Origin of the sequence: Streptomyces sp. NPDC056231 (assembly GCF_048270745.1) — a bacterium.
Taxonomy (GTDB): Bacteria; Actinomycetota; Actinomycetes; order Streptomycetales; family Streptomycetaceae; genus Streptomyces.
The window spans coordinates 119,467-138,679 of record NZ_JBLVKW010000008.1 but is presented as its reverse complement, the minus strand read 5'-3'; the positions used below and the strand labels follow the sequence as shown (position 1 = coordinate 138,679).

Here is a 19,213-nt window from a genome sequence, read left to right as displayed (position 1 = left end):
CTTTCCCGACCGCACCCCTGGCACAAGGAACGCCCTTGCGCCAGGGGCGCACCCCGTTGTATTGGCAATCAAATACCTTGCCGTTCCTCCGCATTGCCGAAATCAGCAGCATTCTCGAAATGAGGTCTCTGCCCCCGGGCGGGCGCGATGGCAGCACAGACCTCAGCCCCGAAACTCCACAGTGATCGCCTTCTGCACCACGCCACTGAACGTGGCCTACCCCCCTGCCACCCCGCCTTGTAACCTCTGATCATATTGTTCACGGAAGACGACGGTTCGGCACGCCGTCGTCTGTCTCCTACGGTGGGGCGAATGTCTACCAGCGATTGCGACACACGCGACCTGCCGGCGATCGCATCACCCGGTTTGGTCGGACGCGAGCGCGAACTCGCCGCCTTGAAAGCCTCATTGTCCGACCCACCGGTGGTCGTACTGATCGAGGGCGAGGCCGGCATCGGTAAGAGCCGACTGGTCCATGAGCTGCTCGCGGCGCCTGCTCCGGCCCGGCAGCGGGTGCTGCTGGCGGCATGTCCGGCTGTTCGGCAGCCTTTTACGCTCGGGCCGGTGGTGGACGCGATCCGGCCGGCCACCGAGGATGTCGCCCGGCTCGGCCTGAGCGGGTTGGCGGGCGCGCTCCGGCCGTTGTTCCCCGAGTGGGCATCGGCGCTGCCACCGGCACCCGACTTGGCCGAAGACGCGGCAGCGGCACGACACCGGCTGTTCCGGGCCATCGAGGAGATGCTCGTACGGCTCGAGATCGGGTTGCTCGCGGTTGAGGACGTGCACTGGGCGGATGAGGCCACCCTGGAGTTTCTGCTGTTTCTGACATCACGTCCGCAACAACAGGTCAGTCTGCTGGTGAGCTACCGCCCGGAGGAAATCGCGCCGGACTCTCTGCTGCTGCGGTTGTCGTCGCGGCAGCCGGCGGGGGCGGCGCGGCTGCGGCTGTCGTTGGAGCCGTTGGATGTCCCCGGGACTGCCGCGATGGTGTCCTCCATGCTGGGTGGGGAACGGGTTTCCGACGAGTTCGCGACCATCCTCCACGACCGGACCGACGGGCTTCCGCTCGCGGTCGAGGAGTCCGTCCGGCTGATGTGGAACCGCGCTGATATGACCCGGCGGGGTGATTCCTGGGTGCGGCAGCGACTGAGTGAGATCGACGTACCGCCGACAGTGCGGGACGTCGTACTGGAACGCAGCGCACGGCTCGGCCCGGCGGCGCAGGCTGCGTTGCGCGCGGCCGCCGTACTCGCCGACCCCGCCCCCGAGGAGGCCGTCGTCGAGGTGATGGCTCCGGAAGGCGATCCGGCGAGCAGGCTGGCAGGCCTGGCGGAGGCAGTGGGTTCGGGGCTGCTGAGGGAGGACCAGCGCGGGCTGGTCTCGTACCGGCACAAGCTGGCGTGCCGCGCGGTGTACGAGACGATTCCTGTGCCGCAGCGGCGGGCGATGCACCTGCGTGCCGCACACGTTCTCGAAGACACCACCCCGTCCCCGGTCGCCCAGCTCGCGCGCCACTTCCGGGAGGCCGGCGACACGACGGCGTGGTGCCGGTACACGGAACAGTCTGCCGACCTGGCCCTCGCCTCGGGTGACGATGCGACGGCGGTCACTCTGCTGCACGATCTGCTCACCAACGCCGGCCTGCCGCCCGCCGACGTGGTCCGGCTGACCGGCAAGATTCCATTTCATCTGCTCAGCGGGCACGAACGCTACCGCGAACTGATGGACGCCCTCCGCCTCGTGCTGGACGCCGGCGGGCCGACGCCGAGCGAGGCGGCGGAGATCCGCTTCCATGTCGCCCGGCTGCTGCAGCAGACGGAGTCGTTCGAGCAGTCCCGGATCGAGATGGAACGCGCGCTGCCCGACCTCGGGCACGACCCGGCGAAGTCAGTTCGCGCCATGATGTTTCTCGGCCTGCCGTACGGGACGACGACACCGGCGGCCGAACACCTCAGGTGGCTGCGGCGCGTGGCGCAGGTGCCGGTCTCGATCGCGCCGATGGACCGGCTGCCTATCCGGGTCGGACGGGCGAGTGGGCTTTTGCTGCTCGGTGAGGAGGAGGGGTGGGCCGAGGCGGCATTGATCGCCGATGACGCGTCCACCTCCGCGGAAAGGCAGCAGATCACGGTCGGCCGTCACAACGTCGGGCACATGGCGCTGATCTGGGGGAGGTACCCGGAGGCGAGGCGGGCGCTCACGCTGGCCGCAGGAATGACCGACACGTATCAGTACCAGAAGCTCCACAGGAAGGGGCAGGTGACGCTGGCTCAGCTCGACTGGCTCACCGGAGCCTGGGACGGGCTGGCCGACCGGGCCCTGTCGCTGGCCGGTGACGAGGAACTCCTGCAGCCGGTGAGCCGCCTGGCGCCGGCCGTGGTCACCGGCTTGCTGTATGCGGCCCGCGGCGACCAGGACAGAGCGGACGAGTGCCTGCGGCGCGTCCTTGAACAGGCGGACCGACATGGCGGTGCGGAGTATTCCGTCGAACCTGCCGGCGCCCTGGCCAGGCTCCGGCTCGGCGCCGGGCGGGTCGACGACGTGCTGCGGTTGACCGACGGGCCGATCCGGTTCCTGGAACGCAAGGGCACGTGGATCTGGGCCAGCGAACTCGCCCCGGTCCGGGCCGAGGCACTACTCATGGCCGGCCGCATCGACGAGGCCGGCGACTTGGTCGACGCATTCGCAGCGGGAGTGCGTGATCGCCGCGCACCTCGGCCGCACGCCGCCTTGTCGACCTGCAGGGCGATTCTGGCCCAGCATCAGGACGATCCCCTCAGCGCCGCCGAACTGTTCGCGCGTGCGGCCGACGCGTGGCAGGGCCTTCCGCAGCCGTACGACGCCCTGCTCAACCGTGAGCGACAGGCCCGTTGTCTGGTTCGTGCGAACCAGTCCGATGCGGCTCTCTCCCTCCTTACGGAAACTTTCCAGGGGTTGTCCACCCTCGGCGCTCGTGGCGACGCCGAGCGCGTCATGCACACACTGCGTGCATCCGGTGTCGGGGTGAAGCGCCCGTCGTGGCGCGGTGGACGACGAAGCTACGGCGATCAACTGTCTCCACGTGAGCTCGACGTAGTCCGGCTGCTCGTCGGAGGCCGGACCAACCGGGAGATCGCCGGATCCCTCATCCTGTCGCCGAAGACGGTCGCACGGCACGTGGAGACAGCGATGCGCAAGCTCGAGGTCTCGTCCCGGACGGCGCTGGCCGTGAAGGTCGTCGAAGCCGGCGTCGTCGTCGACAGCGCGGCCGGCACGCACCGTTAGGCGGGCGCGGCAGCAAAATTGGGTCATCTGCCCAGTCGTCCGTTGGCCGGTGCGTGAACAACACTCAGCGTCATGGAATCCGTACCTCCGCCTGTCGCCACTCGTCCCCCCGCGTTCGCAAGTCTTGTGCCGCACGGTCACATCTGACGGATCGCCTCGACCGGCCCCGGTTTCCCGACGAGGCCAGGTTCCGGGACGAACCCCGCGGGCCGACCGACCGGTGCCAGGTCACTGCCGCGACAGCGGGACGCGCCGTTCGCCGCTCGCCGCTGTACCGATCCGCCCGAAGCAACACTGGCGGCACCCACCACATGCATCGCAGCCATTCGGCGCTATGCGCAATCCCCGCAACCGCGCGGTATCCGCGCGCATTCTCCCCTCAGAAAAGGTCATTGCCGCATGAGACAGTCACCACCGGCCGGGGCATCCAGGCTCCCGGTCCACCTGACCATCCCCATACTCCGGCGCTTGCCACACCGTTCACATCGCGCGCTCACGGCGCTGCTGGCCACGGCCTGCGTGGCCGGGACGCTCGGCATCCCCGCCATCGCCGCCGCCGAAACGCCGGCCACCCGAGCGAGCCAGTCGCAGCAGAACAGCCCCGTTGTCGCCACGCACAAGCTCACCCTCGTCACGGGCGAGGTGGTGACGCTGGAGCGTCACGCCAACGGCTTCCAGGCGGCGACGGTCGAGCCCGCGGCCGACGGCACCCCGGCGGCGTTCACCACCATGAAGGTGGGCGACGAGGTTTACGTCATCCCTGACAAGGCACAGCCCTACCTCGCCGCGAACGAGCTCGACCGCGAGCTGTTCAACGTCAGCAAGCTCGTCGAGTACGGCTACGACGACGCGCACCGCCCCGCCGTACCGCTGATCGCGACCTACGGGGGCGCGCCGGGCAAGGCCGGCAAGGCACTCGACCAGGCCGCGCCGGCCGGCTCGGTGAAGAAGGACGAGCTGCCCAGCGCCAACGCGGTGGCGCTGCACGCCGGCAAGAAGAAGGCGGCGACGTTCTGGGAGGCCATCGACGACGACAGCGCCGCCGCGACGAAGGCACCGAAGCTCGCCGGCGGCATCAAGAAGCTCTGGCTCGACAAGCCGGTGCACGTCGCTCTGGACCAGAGTGTGCCGCAGATCGGTGCCCCGGACGCGTGGGCGGCCGGCTACGACGGCACCGGCACCAAGGTGGCCATCCTCGACACCGGTATCGACCCCAACCACCCCGATGTGGCGGGGCGGGTGAAGAAGGCGCAGAACTTCACCGACGACCCCGATGCGGTCGACCACCACGGCCACGGCACTCATGTCGCCTCGACCATCGCCGGCTCGGGTGCCGCGTCGGGCGGCAGGCTCAAGGGTGTGGCGCCGGGCGCCGACCTGTACATCGGCAAGGTCCTCAACACGGCCGGTTCGGGCTCAGAGTCGGGGGTCATCGGCGGTATGGAGTGGGCTGCGGCCCAGGGCGCGGACGTCATCAGCATGAGCCTGGGCGGTTCGGTCCCCAGCGATGGCACCGACCCGATCAGCCAGGCCGTCAACCAGCTCACCGCGTCCTCCGGGTCGCTGTTCGTCATCGCGGCCGGCAACGAGGGTCCGGGCAAGGGCACCGTGAGCTCGCCCGGTGCCGCCCAGGACGCACTGACCGTCGGCGCGGTGTCCAAGCAGGACCAGCTCGCGAACTTCTCCAGCCGCGGCCCGGTCAAGGAAACCTTCGCGGTCAAGCCGGAGATCACCGCACCGGGCGTGGGCATCGTCGCCGCCCGCGCCGCCGGCACCAGGATGGGCACCCCCGTCGACGCCAACTACACCGCGGCCAACGGCACCTCGATGGCCACCCCGCACGTGTCCGGCGCCGCCGCGATCCTCGTCCAGCGCCACCCCGACTGGACCGCCGACCGGCTCAAGCAGGTGCTGGTCAGCACCGCCAAGCAGGGCTCGTACAACGCCTACCAGGGCGGTAACGGCCGCGTCGACGTGCCCAAGGCGATCAACGCCGAGGTCTACTCCAGCCCCGCCGTCGTCAGCATGGGCAAGAAGTCGGCCGAGAGCGCGCCGGTCACCAAGACGATCAACTACGTCAACACCTCCGCGACGGACACCACGCTGTCGCTCCGCCTGTTCAGCGCCGGAGAGACGGCACCCCCGCCGGACGGTATGTTCACGCTCAGCGCCAACAGCGTGACGGTCCCGGCGAACTCCACCGCGAGCGTGACGGTGACCTACCACCCCGAGCTCGGCGCCGTGGGCGACTACACCGGCATCATCACCGCCACCGCGGCCGACGGCACCGCGATCCGCACCACCGTCGGCGCCACGAAGGACGTGCCCACCGTCGACCTCACTCTCAACACGATTGACCGGAACGGAGACCCGGCGTCCGGCGAACTCGTGGTGTTCGACCTGGACAACGGCGTCGCCCAGGAGGTCTTCCCCCAGGGCGGAACCAAGACCGTCGCGGTGTCGCAGGGTCGCTACTCCGTCATGGGCTTGGTGTACACGAAGGACAAGGCCACGGGCCTGGCCGTGAGCAACACGCTTGCCGGTGAGCCCGTGGTGGATCTGAAGGCGGACCGGACGATCACGATGGACGCCCGGCTGGGCAAGGAGGTCAAGGTCTCGACGCCCAAGGAGTCCGAGTCGAGCCAGTACAAGCTCGGGTACCGCCAGAGCCTCCCCGGCAAGCGCGGGATCGACTACATGAAGGGTACGTCGAGCCTGTTCGCGAAGCACGCCTATGTGGTGCCCACCGCGCCGGTGACGGACGGCACCTTCGAGTTCAACTTCCAGGACCGCAGGTACTCGCCGGTGATCAAGGCGTCCATTGCAGGGCAGGCCGGCGCGCTCCCGCTCAAGCCGGTGACCTATGCGGCCCGGTTGTACGGCCCCAGCACGCTCCAGGCGGTCGACGCCGGCACGGGACGGCCGGAGGACCTGGCCGGCAAGAACCTCGGCGGCAAGCTCGCGGTCGTCACCCGCGATGCCACCCGGAAGATCGTCGACCAGATCGCCGCAGTGGCCGGTGCCGGCGCGAAGGCAGCGATCATCGTCAACGACCGGCCCGGCCTCTACGCCACCAGCGTGCCGCGCGTCACCGGCACTGCCATCCCAGCCTGGACCCTCACTCAGGACGAGGGCGCGGTGCTCTTCGGCCGGATGGCCGACGGTCCCACGCAGATCAACCTGCAGGGCATCGGGAACCACCCCTCCGTGTACAACATCGCGCTGATGGTTCCCGGTGGAATCCCGGCCGACCCCACCGACGCGGTCACCACGGAGAACTCGGCCGTGGTGCAGTCCCACTACCGCGGCACCAAGGGCACTCTGATCGGCGACACCACCTCGGCGATCCGCCCGGGAGAATCCTTCATCACCCAGCTCGTGGACTTCCACGACGCGCCGGTGGACCGGGAGGAGTGGTACTCCACCGGCAGCAAGTGGCCGACGATGAAGGACATGGGGTGGTGGCACACGGTCTACCCGGACCGCAAGGACATCATCACCACCATGAGGGACCTCATCCGCAACTACAGCCCGGGCGAGCAGCGCGAGGAGACCTGGCTGGGCGCGGTGAACGGCCCGCCCGGACCGGAGACCGCCCTCGCGTTCCGCGACGGGGACAAGGTCACCCTCAACATGCAGGCGATGAGCGACAGCCAGCCCGGACACTACGAATACTTCCAGGGCGACAACGGCAGCACGTCGACGGTGCGGCTGTACCAGGACGGCAAACTCCTTAAGGAACAGGGCTGGTTCACGCTCACGACGCTGCCGGTCAGCCCTGACCCGGCGACCTACCGGATCACCATGGACACCGAGCACCGGGAGTGGTTCCCGCTGTCCACGAAGACCAGCACCGCGTGGACGTTCAAGTCCGCCCGGCCGGCGAGCGGCAAGGAGGACCTGGCGCTGCTGTGGCCGAGGTACGGCCTGGGCCTGGATGCGGAGAACACCACCCAGGGCGGCAGCACCTACCAGTTCGACCTGTCGTTCCTCCTCCAGAACGGCGCCACCCCGGACATCGACGGAGTCGAGGTGGAGGCGTCCTCCGACGACGGTGCCACCTGGCAGCCCGCGACGGTCAAGAGCAAGAGCGACGGCAGCTACAAGGTGTCCGTGAACAACCCGGCAAAGGGCCATGTGTCCCTGCGCATCAAGGCACAGGACACCAACGGCAGCAAGATCGAGCAGACCCTGATCAAGGCCTACGCCATTCGCTGACCTTCACGACAGCCCTTTCCCGACCGCACCCCTGGCACAAGGAACGCCCTTGCGCCAGGGGCGCACCCCGTTGTATTGGCAATCAAATACCTTGCCGTTCCTCCGCATTGCCGAAATCAGCAGCATCCTCGAAAAGACCGGACATATCCGAGAGTTCTGACGTCCACACCAGCCCGCCTGATGCACCGCATCATCGGCACGTCTCCGCATTCCCGAGCGCGGCGCCGGCAGTTTTCCTCGCCCACGAGCACTTTGGCGTTCCTCCGCCGGTCTCCCGGCCGAATGTCGTGGCGGGTCTCCGACATGGAAGAAATCCGCCAGTGCCCATCGGTTGCCTCGGTCCGTGAAGAGCCCGAAAGTATCTGCCGAATGCAGCAAGAACTTCTTCCTCATGATGAGCAGGAGACACTCATGCATCCCCCGCGCCATTTTCACGGCGATCCCGAAAGAGCGACATCTCAGGAGGCCTCACGATGAGGCGTTTCGGGCGACGGCTGTCCATCGCGGCCGCAGGCATCACCGCCCTCGGGACGGTCATGTCGAGCACCGCGGCGATTGCCTCCAACCCAACTCCGGCTCCGTCTTCCCTTACTTCCCTCAACCTGCCGGCTTCGGTCAGCGACAGCCTTGTCCAGGCTGCCGCCGGAAAACGGGCCAACCTCTCGCTGACGCTGGTGACCGGCGACAAGGTGCAGATCGGCATAACCGAGGACCGGAAGCCGGTCGTCCGTGAGATCGTGCCCGCGACGCGGCCCGGGAACGAGTCGGTTCTCTTTCACACCGTCACCAGGAACGACCAGGTCTACGTCGTACCGGAAGACGCGTTGTCGCTGCTCCGTGCCGACGTGCTGGACTGGGAGCTCTTCAACCTCGCCAAGCTGGCCGATTGGGCGGCCGAGGGCAGAACCGGTGAAGTCCCGGTGATCACCGCGTACAGCGGAAAGGCCAGTGCCCGGACAGCGGCGACCGCCGGCGGTACGACCGCCAAGACCGTCCTGCCGAGCATCAACGCCCGCTCGATGAGCATCAAGGGCAACGGCCAGTGGTGGCGAGAGGTGCGGGAGAAGACCACCGGCAAGTCCGCCGCCGCCTCCCGGGCCTCCGGCCCGCTGGCCGGGGTGGGGAAGGTGTGGCTGGACGAGCTGACGAAGCTGCAGCTTGAGCAGTCCGTACCGCAGATCGGCGCGCCCGCCGCATGGGAACGTGGCTACGACGGTTCGAACGTGAAGGTCACGGTGCTGGACAGTGGCGTCGATGCCACCCACCCCGATCTCGCCGGCCGGATCGCCGAGGCGGTCGACTTCACCAACAGCCCGAGCGGTACGGTGGACCAACACGGACACGGTACCCATGTGGCGTCCACGATCGCCGGCACCGGACAGGCCTCCAACGGGCTGCGCCGCGGTGTGGCGCCCGGTGCGAAGCTCTCCATCGGCAGAGTCTGCGGTCCGGACGGCTCGTGCGCCGGCTCCGCGGTCATCGCCGGCATGGAGTGGGCCGCCAAGTCCGGTGCCGACGTGGTGAACATGAGCCTCGGCGGCGCGCCCTCCGACGGGAAGGACATCCTGAGCCAAACGGTCAACACGCTCAGCCGCACCTACGGCACCCTGTTCGTCATCGCGGCGGGGAACGCCGGCCCGGGCTCCGAGACGGTCGGGTCGCCAGGTGCCGCCGACGAGGCGCTGACCGTTGCGGCCGTGGACAAGAGCGACAAGATGGCCTCCTTCTCCAGCCGCGGACCCCGCGTCGGGGACGGCGCGGTCAAGCCGGACATCTCGGCGCCGGGCGTCGCCATCGTCGCGGCCCGGGCCAAGGGCACCGCAATGGGCAAGCCCGTGGACGATTACTACACGTCCGCCAGCGGCACCTCCATGGCCACGCCCCATATGGCCGGTGCCGCGGCGATCATCGCCCAGCAGCACCCGGACTTCACCGGGCGGCAGATCAAGTCGCTGCTGATGGCGACCTCCAAGGACCTCGGGCACGACCTGTTCGCGCAGGGCGCCGGCCGGGTGGACGTGGCCCGTGCGGTCGATCCGAGGATCACCGCCGAAGCAAACCTGAGCTTCGGCCGAGCCGCATACCCGCACTCGCCGGTGTCCAGGACGGTCACCTACACCAACTGGACCGACGAGCCGATCACTCTTACGCTCTCCGCCTCGGCTTCCCAGGCGGGCAAGCCCGCACCGGAGGGGCTCTTCACGCTCAGCGCCGACCAGGTCACCGTGCCCGCCAAGGGCACGGCCGATGTGACGGTGACCATGGACGGCAGGGTGGTGGACAGTTCCGGGCAGTACGGCGCATACACCGGCGTCCTGACCGCCAAGGACAGCGCGGGGGCAGTGTTCGGATCATCGCGGATCTCGACCTATGTGGAGCCGATCCGCCACGACCTGAACATCAAGATCATTCCTCCGGCCGGCGCCACCGATGTCTCGTACGGCAGCGCGATAATCGTCCCGGTCGACGAGGACAAGCTGAACCTGTACGAAAAGCCGCTGACGGTACCGGGCGGCGAGACGATCAAGGCACGGGTTTTCAGCGGCACTGTCACGGCGGCCCTCGCGGTGACGTGGCGGGACGCGGCCGGCGAGCTGCAGAAGGCCGCACCGATGGTGCCGGAGGTGGAGGTCACCGGGGCGACCACGGTGGAGCTGGACCTTCGGAAGCTCAAGCCCGTCCGTGTGAACACCCCTGAGCCGACCGAGACATACGCGGCAACCTTTAAGACCCAGCGGACCTCCGTGGACGGAGACTGGGGGATCACGGCGTCGTTGGCCGCCGAATACGGTCCCGGTGAGCCGAACTGGTGGGCACTGCCGACCACCGGTGAGGTCAGCCTCGGCACGCTCGACTTCTTCAGCCGGCATGTCCTGGTACCGCCGTCAGTGACGATGAAGGTCACGGGGAACGGCGACTCCTTCGGCCTGGACGCCCGCTACGCGACACCGGACACCACCATCAACGGCGGAAACCAGAGGTGGACGAAGGACGGGAAGCCCGTAACCACCCTCGTGCGGTCGACGATTCCCCGACTGCCCGTCAACGGGCAAAAGCCCGTCGTCTACGCGGGCACCGGCTCGGCCGAGGAACTCGCCAAGGTCGATGCCAAGGGTGCGCTGGTGCTGCTGAAGCCGACCGACGTCTGTGGGAAGACCTGCGACTTCACCGCACTGCGCACGCGAGTGGCGGCGGCTGCCGCCGCGGGCGCGGTCGGGGTGCTGGTGACCGGCGAAACCGATCGGGTCGCCCTGCTGAAGTACGAGTCGTTCCGGCAGTACAAGTGCGACGGTCCCGACAGTTGCCCGCCGGTCGACCCGTACGCAGCGCTGCCGATCGTGACCGTACCCCCGGCCCAGGCCGCCACGCTGATCCAGCGGATCAAGGGCGGAGCGAAGTCCGGCGTCCAGATCGAACTCGGCGGCAACCGCGAAGTGTCCAAGGCCTACGCTCTGGCCTTCGACTCCCCCGGTCGGATTCCCGGCAACCTGCCGTACCAGGTCCAGTCCCGGGATCTCGACCGCGTCGATCACCGTTTCCACGCCGACCAGCCCGGCGCGATTCCCCACTTCAGCTGGAACCGGATGACGGAGTCCGGCCCGGTGACAGAGGAAAGCATGCTGCCCAAGCCGGACAGTCAGCGGCAGTTCACCACGTTGGTCGGGCCGCGGAACGACAACGCGATCGACCGCTTCGAGATGTCCGTCAGGGACTATCTCGCGCCGTCCGTGGCAAGTCCGTCGGGCCCGGTCGAAACTCAGGACCTGGCACTCGGCAAGAAGAACACGATCGCCTGGAACGCGGGTCCGTCGCTTCCCGGCGCGGCGCCCCAGGTCCGCACCAAGTCGGGCTTCACCGCCGACACCGGTCTGCCGTGCGCCGGCTGCCGGGAGGGCGACCGCTTCTGGCCCACCCTGTACCAGACCAGCAGCGGTGGCGGTCGCCAGGCCATGATGGGCATGCTCAACGACACGGGTATCGCCAATTTGATCTACGGGATCCCGGCCTGTGAGCCCCCCGCCTGCAAGGTAAGCCTCTTCGACGACGCCGGCCACGAACTCCAGCAAAAGCTCCACCCGGCCGAGTTCGTCTTCCAGCTCGGCGAGCCCGGCAACGCGTCGGACCTGATGTCGAGGAGCGGGCGGTGATGACCGAAATGGGAAAGGAGACTGCTCCGATGAACGCGGCCGAGCCATCGAGGTGGCGCCGGAAGGTGAACCTGGCGGCGTCGGCAGCCGTAGCGATGCTCGCGCTGGTGGGGTGCAAGGCCGACGTCATCGCGTACGACCTGCCTGCGGAATCAGCCCGCTACACATTCCAGGCGGAGACCAACGGGGTCAAGACCGCGTGGGAGTACACGTCCGACCGGCCGACCAAGCCCGACACGCCGACGTCACAGCCGTGCATCGCGGACGTCGTTCTCAAGGAAACCGGTCCGTGCCGTCCGGAGCCGCTCATCTTCCTGCGGTACGACCTGGGCCTGGACCTGGACAACACTGTAAAGGCCGGCGGGGTCCACCCCATCACCGTCACCGGCTACTACCAGGATCGGCTCAGCACGCCGCCGACCGTGACCGAGTTGCGGGCGGAGGCCAGCTTCGACGGCGGCAAGACCTGGCAGCCGGCGAGCACCCAGGCCGACGGGAAGAACACCTTCACCACGCGCATCGAGCAGCCGAAGCGTGACCAGGCTCCTGGAGGAGTCGCACTGCGGATTACCGCGACCGACAGTGCGGGCAACACCGTCAAGCAGACCATTCCCAAGGCCTACCGACTGCACTGAGGTGAACCGCTGAAACGGTGAACCGACCCTGAGGGGTCACGGCCGGGGCGAGACATGAGTTTCGCCCCGGCCCTCTCTCGCGTTTTCGGCGAAGCCCTCGCCGAATGCGGACAGGGTCGACGATCGCAGACCGTCTGCGAGTAACTGATCCGCACACGCACCGCTTGGTCAGGCCGTTGGGCCGGTGCCACCTTGCACCGGATTGCGGCATGCCCGGGTCCACATTCCGGTGGCCTCGCCCTTGGTGACACATCGAGGGCGGGGGGCTCCTTCCACGACACAAACGCCCGACCGAAGTACCGAAAGACAGGCGTAGGAGCATCATGCTGTCAGACGTGCTGGGACTCACCCCCGAAGAGGCAGACACCTACCGCACCCTGGTCTCGGTAGCCTCCGCCACCCCTGCCGAACTCGCCGAACTCGTCGGCCTCAACCCCCTCCTGGTGGTGCGCATCCTGGGCAGGCTCGAAGGCCAGGGGCTCGCCGCGCGCAGTGTCGGCGACACCACTCGGTTCGTCGCCTCCCCACCGGCGGCGGCGCTGCGGGCGCTCCTGATCCAGCGGCAGAACGAACTCAATCTGGCGGAACTCGAGCTCGACTCCCTCGACGAAATCTACCGCGCGGCCACCCTCGGGCGCGGCGCAGCGGAGGTCGTCGACGTGATCCACGGCACCGAGACCATCCGCGAGCGCGTCGGACACATACAACTCGGTGCGCGGAAAGAGGTGATGAACTTCGTCAAGGCGCCGTTCTTTTCGTCCGGCAACTTGACCGACGGCGCGGTCATCGCGCGCGGCGTCCGCTACCGCGTGCTGCTCGAACGCGCGATGCTCGACGGGGGATCCCTGTCGTTCGACGAGATCGCCCAGGCGCAGTCCGCTGGAGAAGAGGTCCGGGTCGCCGACGCGGTGCCACTGAAACTCTTCATCGTGGACCGCGAGTTGGCCATTGTTCCACTCCTCGGTTCGGCCCATGCCGCAAAGGCGGGAGCCCTGCTCGTGCACGAAAGCAGCCTGCTCGACGCGTTGATTGCACTGTTCGAGTCCGAATGGGAGAAAGCAACGCAGTTCGTCACCTCTGCGGGTGCGTTGCCGAAGGCACCAGCCATCGATGATCTGGGGGTACAGATCCTCAGCCTGTTGCTGACCGGCTTCACCGAACAGGCGATCGCCACCCAACTGCGCACCTCCCTGCGGACGGTGCAGCGCCGGATCCGGCACTTGATGGACACTGCGAAAGTGCAGAATCGCCTGCAGCTGGGCTTCCATGCCGCACGGCTGGGCTGGCTCGAAGCCGAGCAGGACGGCAATACCAGCGTGTGAACCCGAGGCGGTCGAGCGTGAGGCGCGCTGGGGTGTCCAATCGCCGGCGGAACTGCTGATCAACGGAGAGACGCCAAGTGAGCGAGACGACGATCGAGCAGGAGTCCGTCGGGGACACGGCCGACGGTGTCGTGCCGTCGGCCGCGTCGAACGAAGGGGGTGTCCCGCCAGGGACCACGGGACACCCCCCTCGTGTCAGCCCGTGACGATTCCGACGACGAGGTTGATCGTGGTGGCCAGGATGCTCGCGCCGAAGACATAGGAGAGCAGGCAGTGCCGAAGGGCGACCGCGCGGATCGTGGAACTAGAGACGTCGGTGTCGGAGACCTGGTAGGTCATGCCGAGGTTGTAGCTGAAGTAGAGGAAGTCGCTGTACCGCGGCGAGTCGTCGGTGTTGAAGTCGATCCCGCCCTCGGGCGGCAGGTAATAGATGTACGCGTAGCGGGCGGCGTACATCAGGTGGAGTGCCGCCCAGGCCATGAAGACTCCGCAGAGCGCCGTCGCGGCCGCGACGTGGCTCAGGCCAGAGTGGCCGACCAGGAGCAGCGCCACGATGCTGACCAATCCGCACACGGCGGCCGCGACGACGGCGAGTTCCTCGACGACGGGCCGGAACTCCTCGCGCCGGACGTTGCGATGGGTGGTGGCGGCGTCCATGGGCCACAAGGCGATCCACCCAGTCACGACGAAGAACGTTTCCGCCGCGGCGATCCCGGCGAGGATTCCCAGGGGTGGGTGGGTCAGGACGCCGACGACCGCGCCGACGGCCCCTCCGACGACCGCCGCGCCCGCGAGTCGGGGAACGGCGGAAAACATCAGCCAGTGGTTCATGGGGCCTCGAGAGTGATGCCTCGGCAGCTCGGTCAACGGTCTCAGGCTTCCAGTACGACGACGGTCTCGTCCGTGCAGGTCAGGAACATCAGCGTCTCATGGACGTACAGATCGATACCGCTTGCGTCGAGCCCGGTGCAGCCGATCGCCACATCCGCCGAAAGGCGCAGTTCGAAGTGGCCTCCGCGGGCGGACAGGACGAAGGCACCGCTGAGGACCGACGCTCAGACCGGGACGCCGTCCGGCACACCCCTGCGGAATTGCCGGCACCGCCCTGTCCCCCAAAAGTCGAATGGCGAGCGGGTACCAGCGGGCATAGCCTGCCCGAAAGTGCCGTTTTATCCACTCATGCCCGCATGGTGGAAGGGTTGAGAGTCTTGAGCGCCAACACTGACGAACTGGAACCCCTGGAACCTCGCGTGGGGCCCACCCCCGAGGAGGATCCGGAGTTCCACCCCTACCACCATCCCGCCGCGGGCTGGGGCGCGGCCAAGAGCGTGACCCGTTTCCTGGTGCGCGAGGGTGCGCTGGTGGACGGGCCGCGGGCGATCATGCGGATGAACCACGAGAACACCGGGTTCGACTGTCCGGGCTGCGCGTGGCCGGACGACACCAAGGGTCTGCACCTGGACATCTGCGAGAACGGGATCAAGCACGTCACCTGGGAGATGACCAGCAAGCGGGTCGGGCGCAAGTTCTTCGCCGCGCACTCGGTGACGGAGCTGGCCCGGTGGAGCGACTACGACCTGGAGAACCAGGGGCGGTTGACCGAACCGATGGTCTACGACCCCGATACGGACCACTACGTCCCGATCAGCTGGAAGGACGCGTTCGAGGTGGTCGGCCGTGCCCTGCGCGGCCTCGACGACCCCAATCAGGCGTCGTACTACACCTCCGGCCGGCTCGGCAACGAGGCCACGTTCCTCTACCAGTTGATGGCCCGTGAACTGGGCACCAACAACCTGCCGGACTGCTCCAACATGTGCCACGAGGCCAGCGGCCGCGCCCTCCAGGCGTCCCTGGGTACCGGCAAGGGAACCGTCGACCTCAAGGACTGGGAGGCGGCCGACGCGCTGTTCATCCTGGGAGTCAACGCCGCCTCCAACGCGCCCCGGATGCTCACCGCCCTCGCCGAGGCCTACCACCGCGGCGCCCAGATCGTGCACATCAATCCGCTCGTCGAGGCGGCGGCCACACGCACGATCATCCCGCACGACTTCACAGACATGGCTCTCTCCAAGGCGACACGGACCAGCACCCTGAACCTGCAGCCCCGCATCGGCGGCGACATGGCTCTGCTGCGTGGCATGGCCAAGGCGATCCTGGAGCAATCCGAATCCGACCCCAGGGCTCTGGACCGGGAGTTCATCGACCGCCACACCGCCGGCTTCGAGGAATACCGTGCGCTGTGCGAGGTCACGTCGTGGGAGGAGATCGAGAATCAGTCCGGGCTGAGCCTCGCCGACGTCCTCAAAGCGGCGCGCGTGTACAGCGAAGCCGACCGCAGCATCGTCAGCTGGTGCCTGGGCATCAGCCAGCACGAGCACGGCGTCGACACCGTCCGGGAGATCGTCAACCTGCTCCTGCTCCGGGGCAATCTGGGACGCGAAGGAGCGGGCCCCTCCCCCGTACGAGGGCACAGCAACGTCCAGGGCAACCGCACCTGCGGCATCGACCACCGCCCCACCGACGAGTTCCTGGACCGCCTCGCCGAGGTCTGCGATATCGAGCCGCCCCGTGAGCACGGTCTGGACACCGTCCACACGATCAAGGCGCTACACAGCGGCGATGTGAAGGTGTTCGTCGGCATGGGCGGCAACTTCGCCCTCGCGGCGCCGGACACCCCGTACACCTACGCGGCGCTGCGCAACTGCGACCTCACCGTCCAGGTGAGCACCAAGCTGAACCGAAGCCACGTCGTCCACGGCCGCCGGGCCCTCATCCTGCCGTGCCTCGGCCGCACCGAGAAGGACCATCAGCGCAAGGGTATCCAGAGCACATCCGTCGAGGACTCGATGAGCATGGTCCACCTCTCGACCGGGATGAAGCGCCCCGCCTCCTCGAACCTGCTGTCCGAGCCGGCCATCATCGCTGGCATGGCCCGGGCCGCCCTGCCCGACAGCGCCACGCCCTGGGAGTGGTACATCGAGGACTACGACCGCATCCGCGACACCATGGCCAAGGTCCTCGACGGCTTCGAGGACTTCAACCGCCGCGTGCGCCTGCCCCTCGGCTTCCGCATCAAGCAGCCCGCCCGCGAACTGGTCTTCCTCACCCCGTCCGGACGCGCCGAATTCTCCACCGCCGAACTGCCCGACGTCGTACCGGCTCCCGGCACCCTGGCGCTGGCCACCATGCGGTCCCACGACCAGTGGAACACCACCATCTACTCCGACAACGATCGCTACCGAGGCATCAAGAACCTGCGCACGCTCGTCTTCATGAACCGGGCCGACATGCGCGAACGCGGCATCGCCGACCTCGGCCCGGTCGACATCACAAGCACCGCGAAGGACGGGAGTCAGCGGTCCCTCAGGGGCTACCTCGCCATCCCCTACAACATCCCCCGCGGCTGCGCGGCAGGCTACATGCCCGAGATGAACGTGCTGTGCGCGCTCGGCGACTACAGCACCCAGAGCGACCAGCCGATCATGAAGCACATCAAAGTCACCATCGGCCCCGCCGCCTGAATCAAGGAGCACGCACGGGCGGCACTCCACGTGGCATCACCTTCCCCGGACGAGCCGCTCCAGGAGCAGGTAGGCACGCTGCTCCGCGGCGGCGAGTTCGGTGGGATCGATCTCCGCCGGCCAGAGCTCGCCCGCCGCGGCGTCGTCGGCCTCCCGCAACTCCACCACAGCTGCCGCCAGGTAAGTCTGGACGATCGGGTACGACGGCTCCGAGCGGTCGTTCAGCACCTGCTCGGCACGCTCGGACGCCTCCGTGCAGGCAGCCAGCGCGCGCTCCGCTCGGACCACCGCGTGGTCGTGGACCACCACCAGCGCGCACGCCAGCGCGATGGCGATCCCGAGGAGGCTGCTCAGCGCCCGGTCCTCGACCAGGGCTCCGGCAGGTGAGGCAGAGGCCAGGTCGGACAGCAGCAGAGCCAGTGGCGTGAGGAAGACGACGCCGAGCCCGTAGTTGCGCGCCACGACGTACTCCAGCAGGAACTCCAGGAGCACGATCACCAGGACGAGCACCACAGGGTCGGGGCGCGCGGACAGCACACCGAGCGCGAGCATCAGTCCGGCGACCGTTCCCAAAGTACGCTGGACGGCGCGCTGTGCCGCCGTGCGGACGTTGATCGAATGCAGCACCGCGGCGGCGGAGATCGCCGCCCAGTAGCCGTGGCCGAGGCCCAGAAGAAGAGCCGTCCATCCGGCAAGACCGGTGCCGATGACCATCCGCAGGGCGGGAACGACCAGGACCGACACGTGGCGGGGGCCGCCGGGACGCCGCCCCGTCACCAGTTCCGCGGCGCGCAGTTCGGCGGCGCGCCGGGCCGTCGGATCGGCCGGAACCGGCTCGGATACCAGGCCGACCTGGGCAACCAGGGACGGGAGCGACAGCTCGGGCAGGAGTCGCGGAACCCGGTGGCGACTGCTCACAAGCAGGCGAACCTGGCGGCGCAGGTCCCGCGCCAGGCGGGTCGGGTCATCCGTCGGCCGGCGGGCGGCACCGATCAGCAGCGACCAGGAGAGGTCGGTCAGACGGACGCACGTGCCGCCCCGGCCGCCCTGCTCCGCGGCTGTCGGAGGCAGGAGACCCAGAGTCCGATACGCCTGTAGAACAGCGGCCGTCGCCCGGTGCCGGACGAGCTTGCTTCCGTTCCCCGCGCCGGTTGCCTCCACCAGGTCCGCGAGCTCACGCAGAGCCGCGGCCACCGCGAAACGCCGTGGGCGATCCGGGTGCACGAACCAGCCCGACACGGCCAGTACCCAGGCCACCGCCGCCCCCAAAGCGGCCAGGGCGGTATGGGGAAGGACGTCCGCAGGGGCCGGCGCACCATTGGCCGCCACGGCGAAGGAGAAGAGCAGCAGCACCGCGCCCAACCCGCTCAGGCGCGCCGCGTCACAGGCGAGTTTCGCGATCCCGGCCACCGCGGCCATGGCCGCGACCACCACGGCGGCGGCTCCCCCGTCCCGTGGATGGGCCCACGCGGCGAGAGCCGAACCACAGCCCACGCACGCCGTCATGGCCGCCGCGACCAGCGCAAGTACACGGGCACGGCGCGCGTAGGGCAGGTTGCGGCCGAACGTGGTGGTGAACGAGCCCAGCATGGCGTAGACAGCCTGGTCGGCCCGCCCGGCCAGTGCCATGGGCAGCGCGGGCAGCGCCATCGCCAGCGCGGCACGCAGGGCGAAGGACAGGGCACCGTCCACGCTCTGCAGGGCGAGCGCGCCGCGCGGGGAGAGCGCGCGCCCCACACGGGCTGCCGAACGCCTCGGGCTACTCCCGATCACAGCAGTGAACAGAAGACGCAAACGGGGCATACGCGGTGTATATCACCTGCGTCCGGTGCCGGGCGGGTCACGGAGCGCTGAAGGCACGGGTGCCGGGGGTCCGCGCCGGCGGCCACGTGGAGTTCATCGATGAAGAGGATGAAGCCGCCGCTCGCCGCCCGGACGTTCTCGATGGCCTTCTTCAGGCGTTCCACTCGGAGTGTGGCGCACTTTCCTCGCCTTGCCGCCGGAGCCGCCGCGGCACCTGCCCCCGAGAACCCACCGCTCCGTCACCCGTGCGCGCCCGCGACCTTGTGTCGATAATTGCGGCATGATGCGCACCCGCAAAACTCGGC

The 19,213-nt window shown here is 68.4% G+C and carries 8 protein-coding genes and 1 pseudogene; 6 read left to right on the top strand and 3 right to left on the bottom strand.

The window, feature by feature from the left end; genetic code table 11:
- Window positions 1-312 precede the first annotated feature (312 nt).
- The 5 genes from ACNPQM_RS09845 to ACNPQM_RS09825 all read left to right on the top strand — a co-directional run bounded on the left by ACNPQM_RS09845 (window position 313) and on the right by ACNPQM_RS09825 (window position 13,584).
- Complete coding sequence (locus tag ACNPQM_RS09845) at window positions 313-3,261, top strand: AAA family ATPase (protein ID WP_418083714.1); 2,949 nt, start codon at window positions 313-315, stop codon at window positions 3,259-3,261.
- 468 nt (window positions 3,262-3,729) lie between these two features.
- Window positions 3,730-7,479: a S8 family serine peptidase gene (locus ACNPQM_RS09840; RefSeq protein WP_418083713.1), complete on the top strand. Its 3,750-nt coding sequence runs from the start codon at window positions 3,730-3,732 to the stop codon at window positions 7,477-7,479.
- Between the two features lie 473 nt (window positions 7,480-7,952).
- On the top strand, window positions 7,953-11,627 hold the full coding sequence (locus tag ACNPQM_RS09835; RefSeq protein WP_418083712.1) for a S8 family peptidase: 3,675 nt from the start codon (window positions 7,953-7,955) through the stop codon (window positions 11,625-11,627).
- On the top strand, window positions 11,627-12,262 hold the full coding sequence (locus tag ACNPQM_RS09830) for a hypothetical protein (protein WP_358860252.1): 636 nt from the start codon (window positions 11,627-11,629) through the stop codon (window positions 12,260-12,262). Before ACNPQM_RS09835 ends, ACNPQM_RS09830 begins: the two co-directional genes overlap by 1 nt.
- A gap of 323 nt (window positions 12,263-12,585) precedes the next feature.
- Window positions 12,586-13,584 carry a helix-turn-helix domain-containing protein gene (locus ACNPQM_RS09825; RefSeq protein ID WP_418083711.1) on the top strand — a complete coding sequence of 333 codons (999 nt, stop codon included), beginning with the start codon at window positions 12,586-12,588 and terminating at the stop codon, window positions 13,582-13,584.
- A gap of 195 nt (window positions 13,585-13,779) precedes the next feature.
- On the opposite strand, the gene ACNPQM_RS09820 is transcribed toward ACNPQM_RS09825, so the two are convergent.
- Window positions 13,780-14,415, bottom strand: coding sequence for a DUF1345 domain-containing protein (locus tag ACNPQM_RS09820; RefSeq protein WP_358860250.1), 636 nt, complete (start codon window positions 14,413-14,415; stop codon window positions 13,780-13,782).
- Between the two features lie 41 nt (window positions 14,416-14,456).
- Window positions 14,457-14,627, bottom strand: a pseudogene (locus ACNPQM_RS09815) (bacteriocin); the annotation flags it as partial.
- Window positions 14,628-14,771: 144 nt separating this feature from the next.
- On the opposite strand from ACNPQM_RS09815, the gene ACNPQM_RS09810 reads away from it, so the two are divergent.
- Window positions 14,772-17,105, top strand: coding sequence for an FdhF/YdeP family oxidoreductase (locus ACNPQM_RS09810; RefSeq protein WP_418083710.1), 2,334 nt, complete (start codon window positions 14,772-14,774; stop codon window positions 17,103-17,105).
- 36 nt (window positions 17,106-17,141) lie between these two features.
- On the opposite strand, the gene ACNPQM_RS09805 is transcribed toward ACNPQM_RS09810, so the two are convergent.
- Window positions 17,142-18,908: an FUSC family protein gene (locus ACNPQM_RS09805; RefSeq protein WP_418083709.1), complete on the bottom strand. Its 1,767-nt coding sequence runs from the start codon at window positions 18,906-18,908 to the stop codon at window positions 17,142-17,144.
- Window positions 18,909-19,213: the final 305 nt, after the last annotated feature.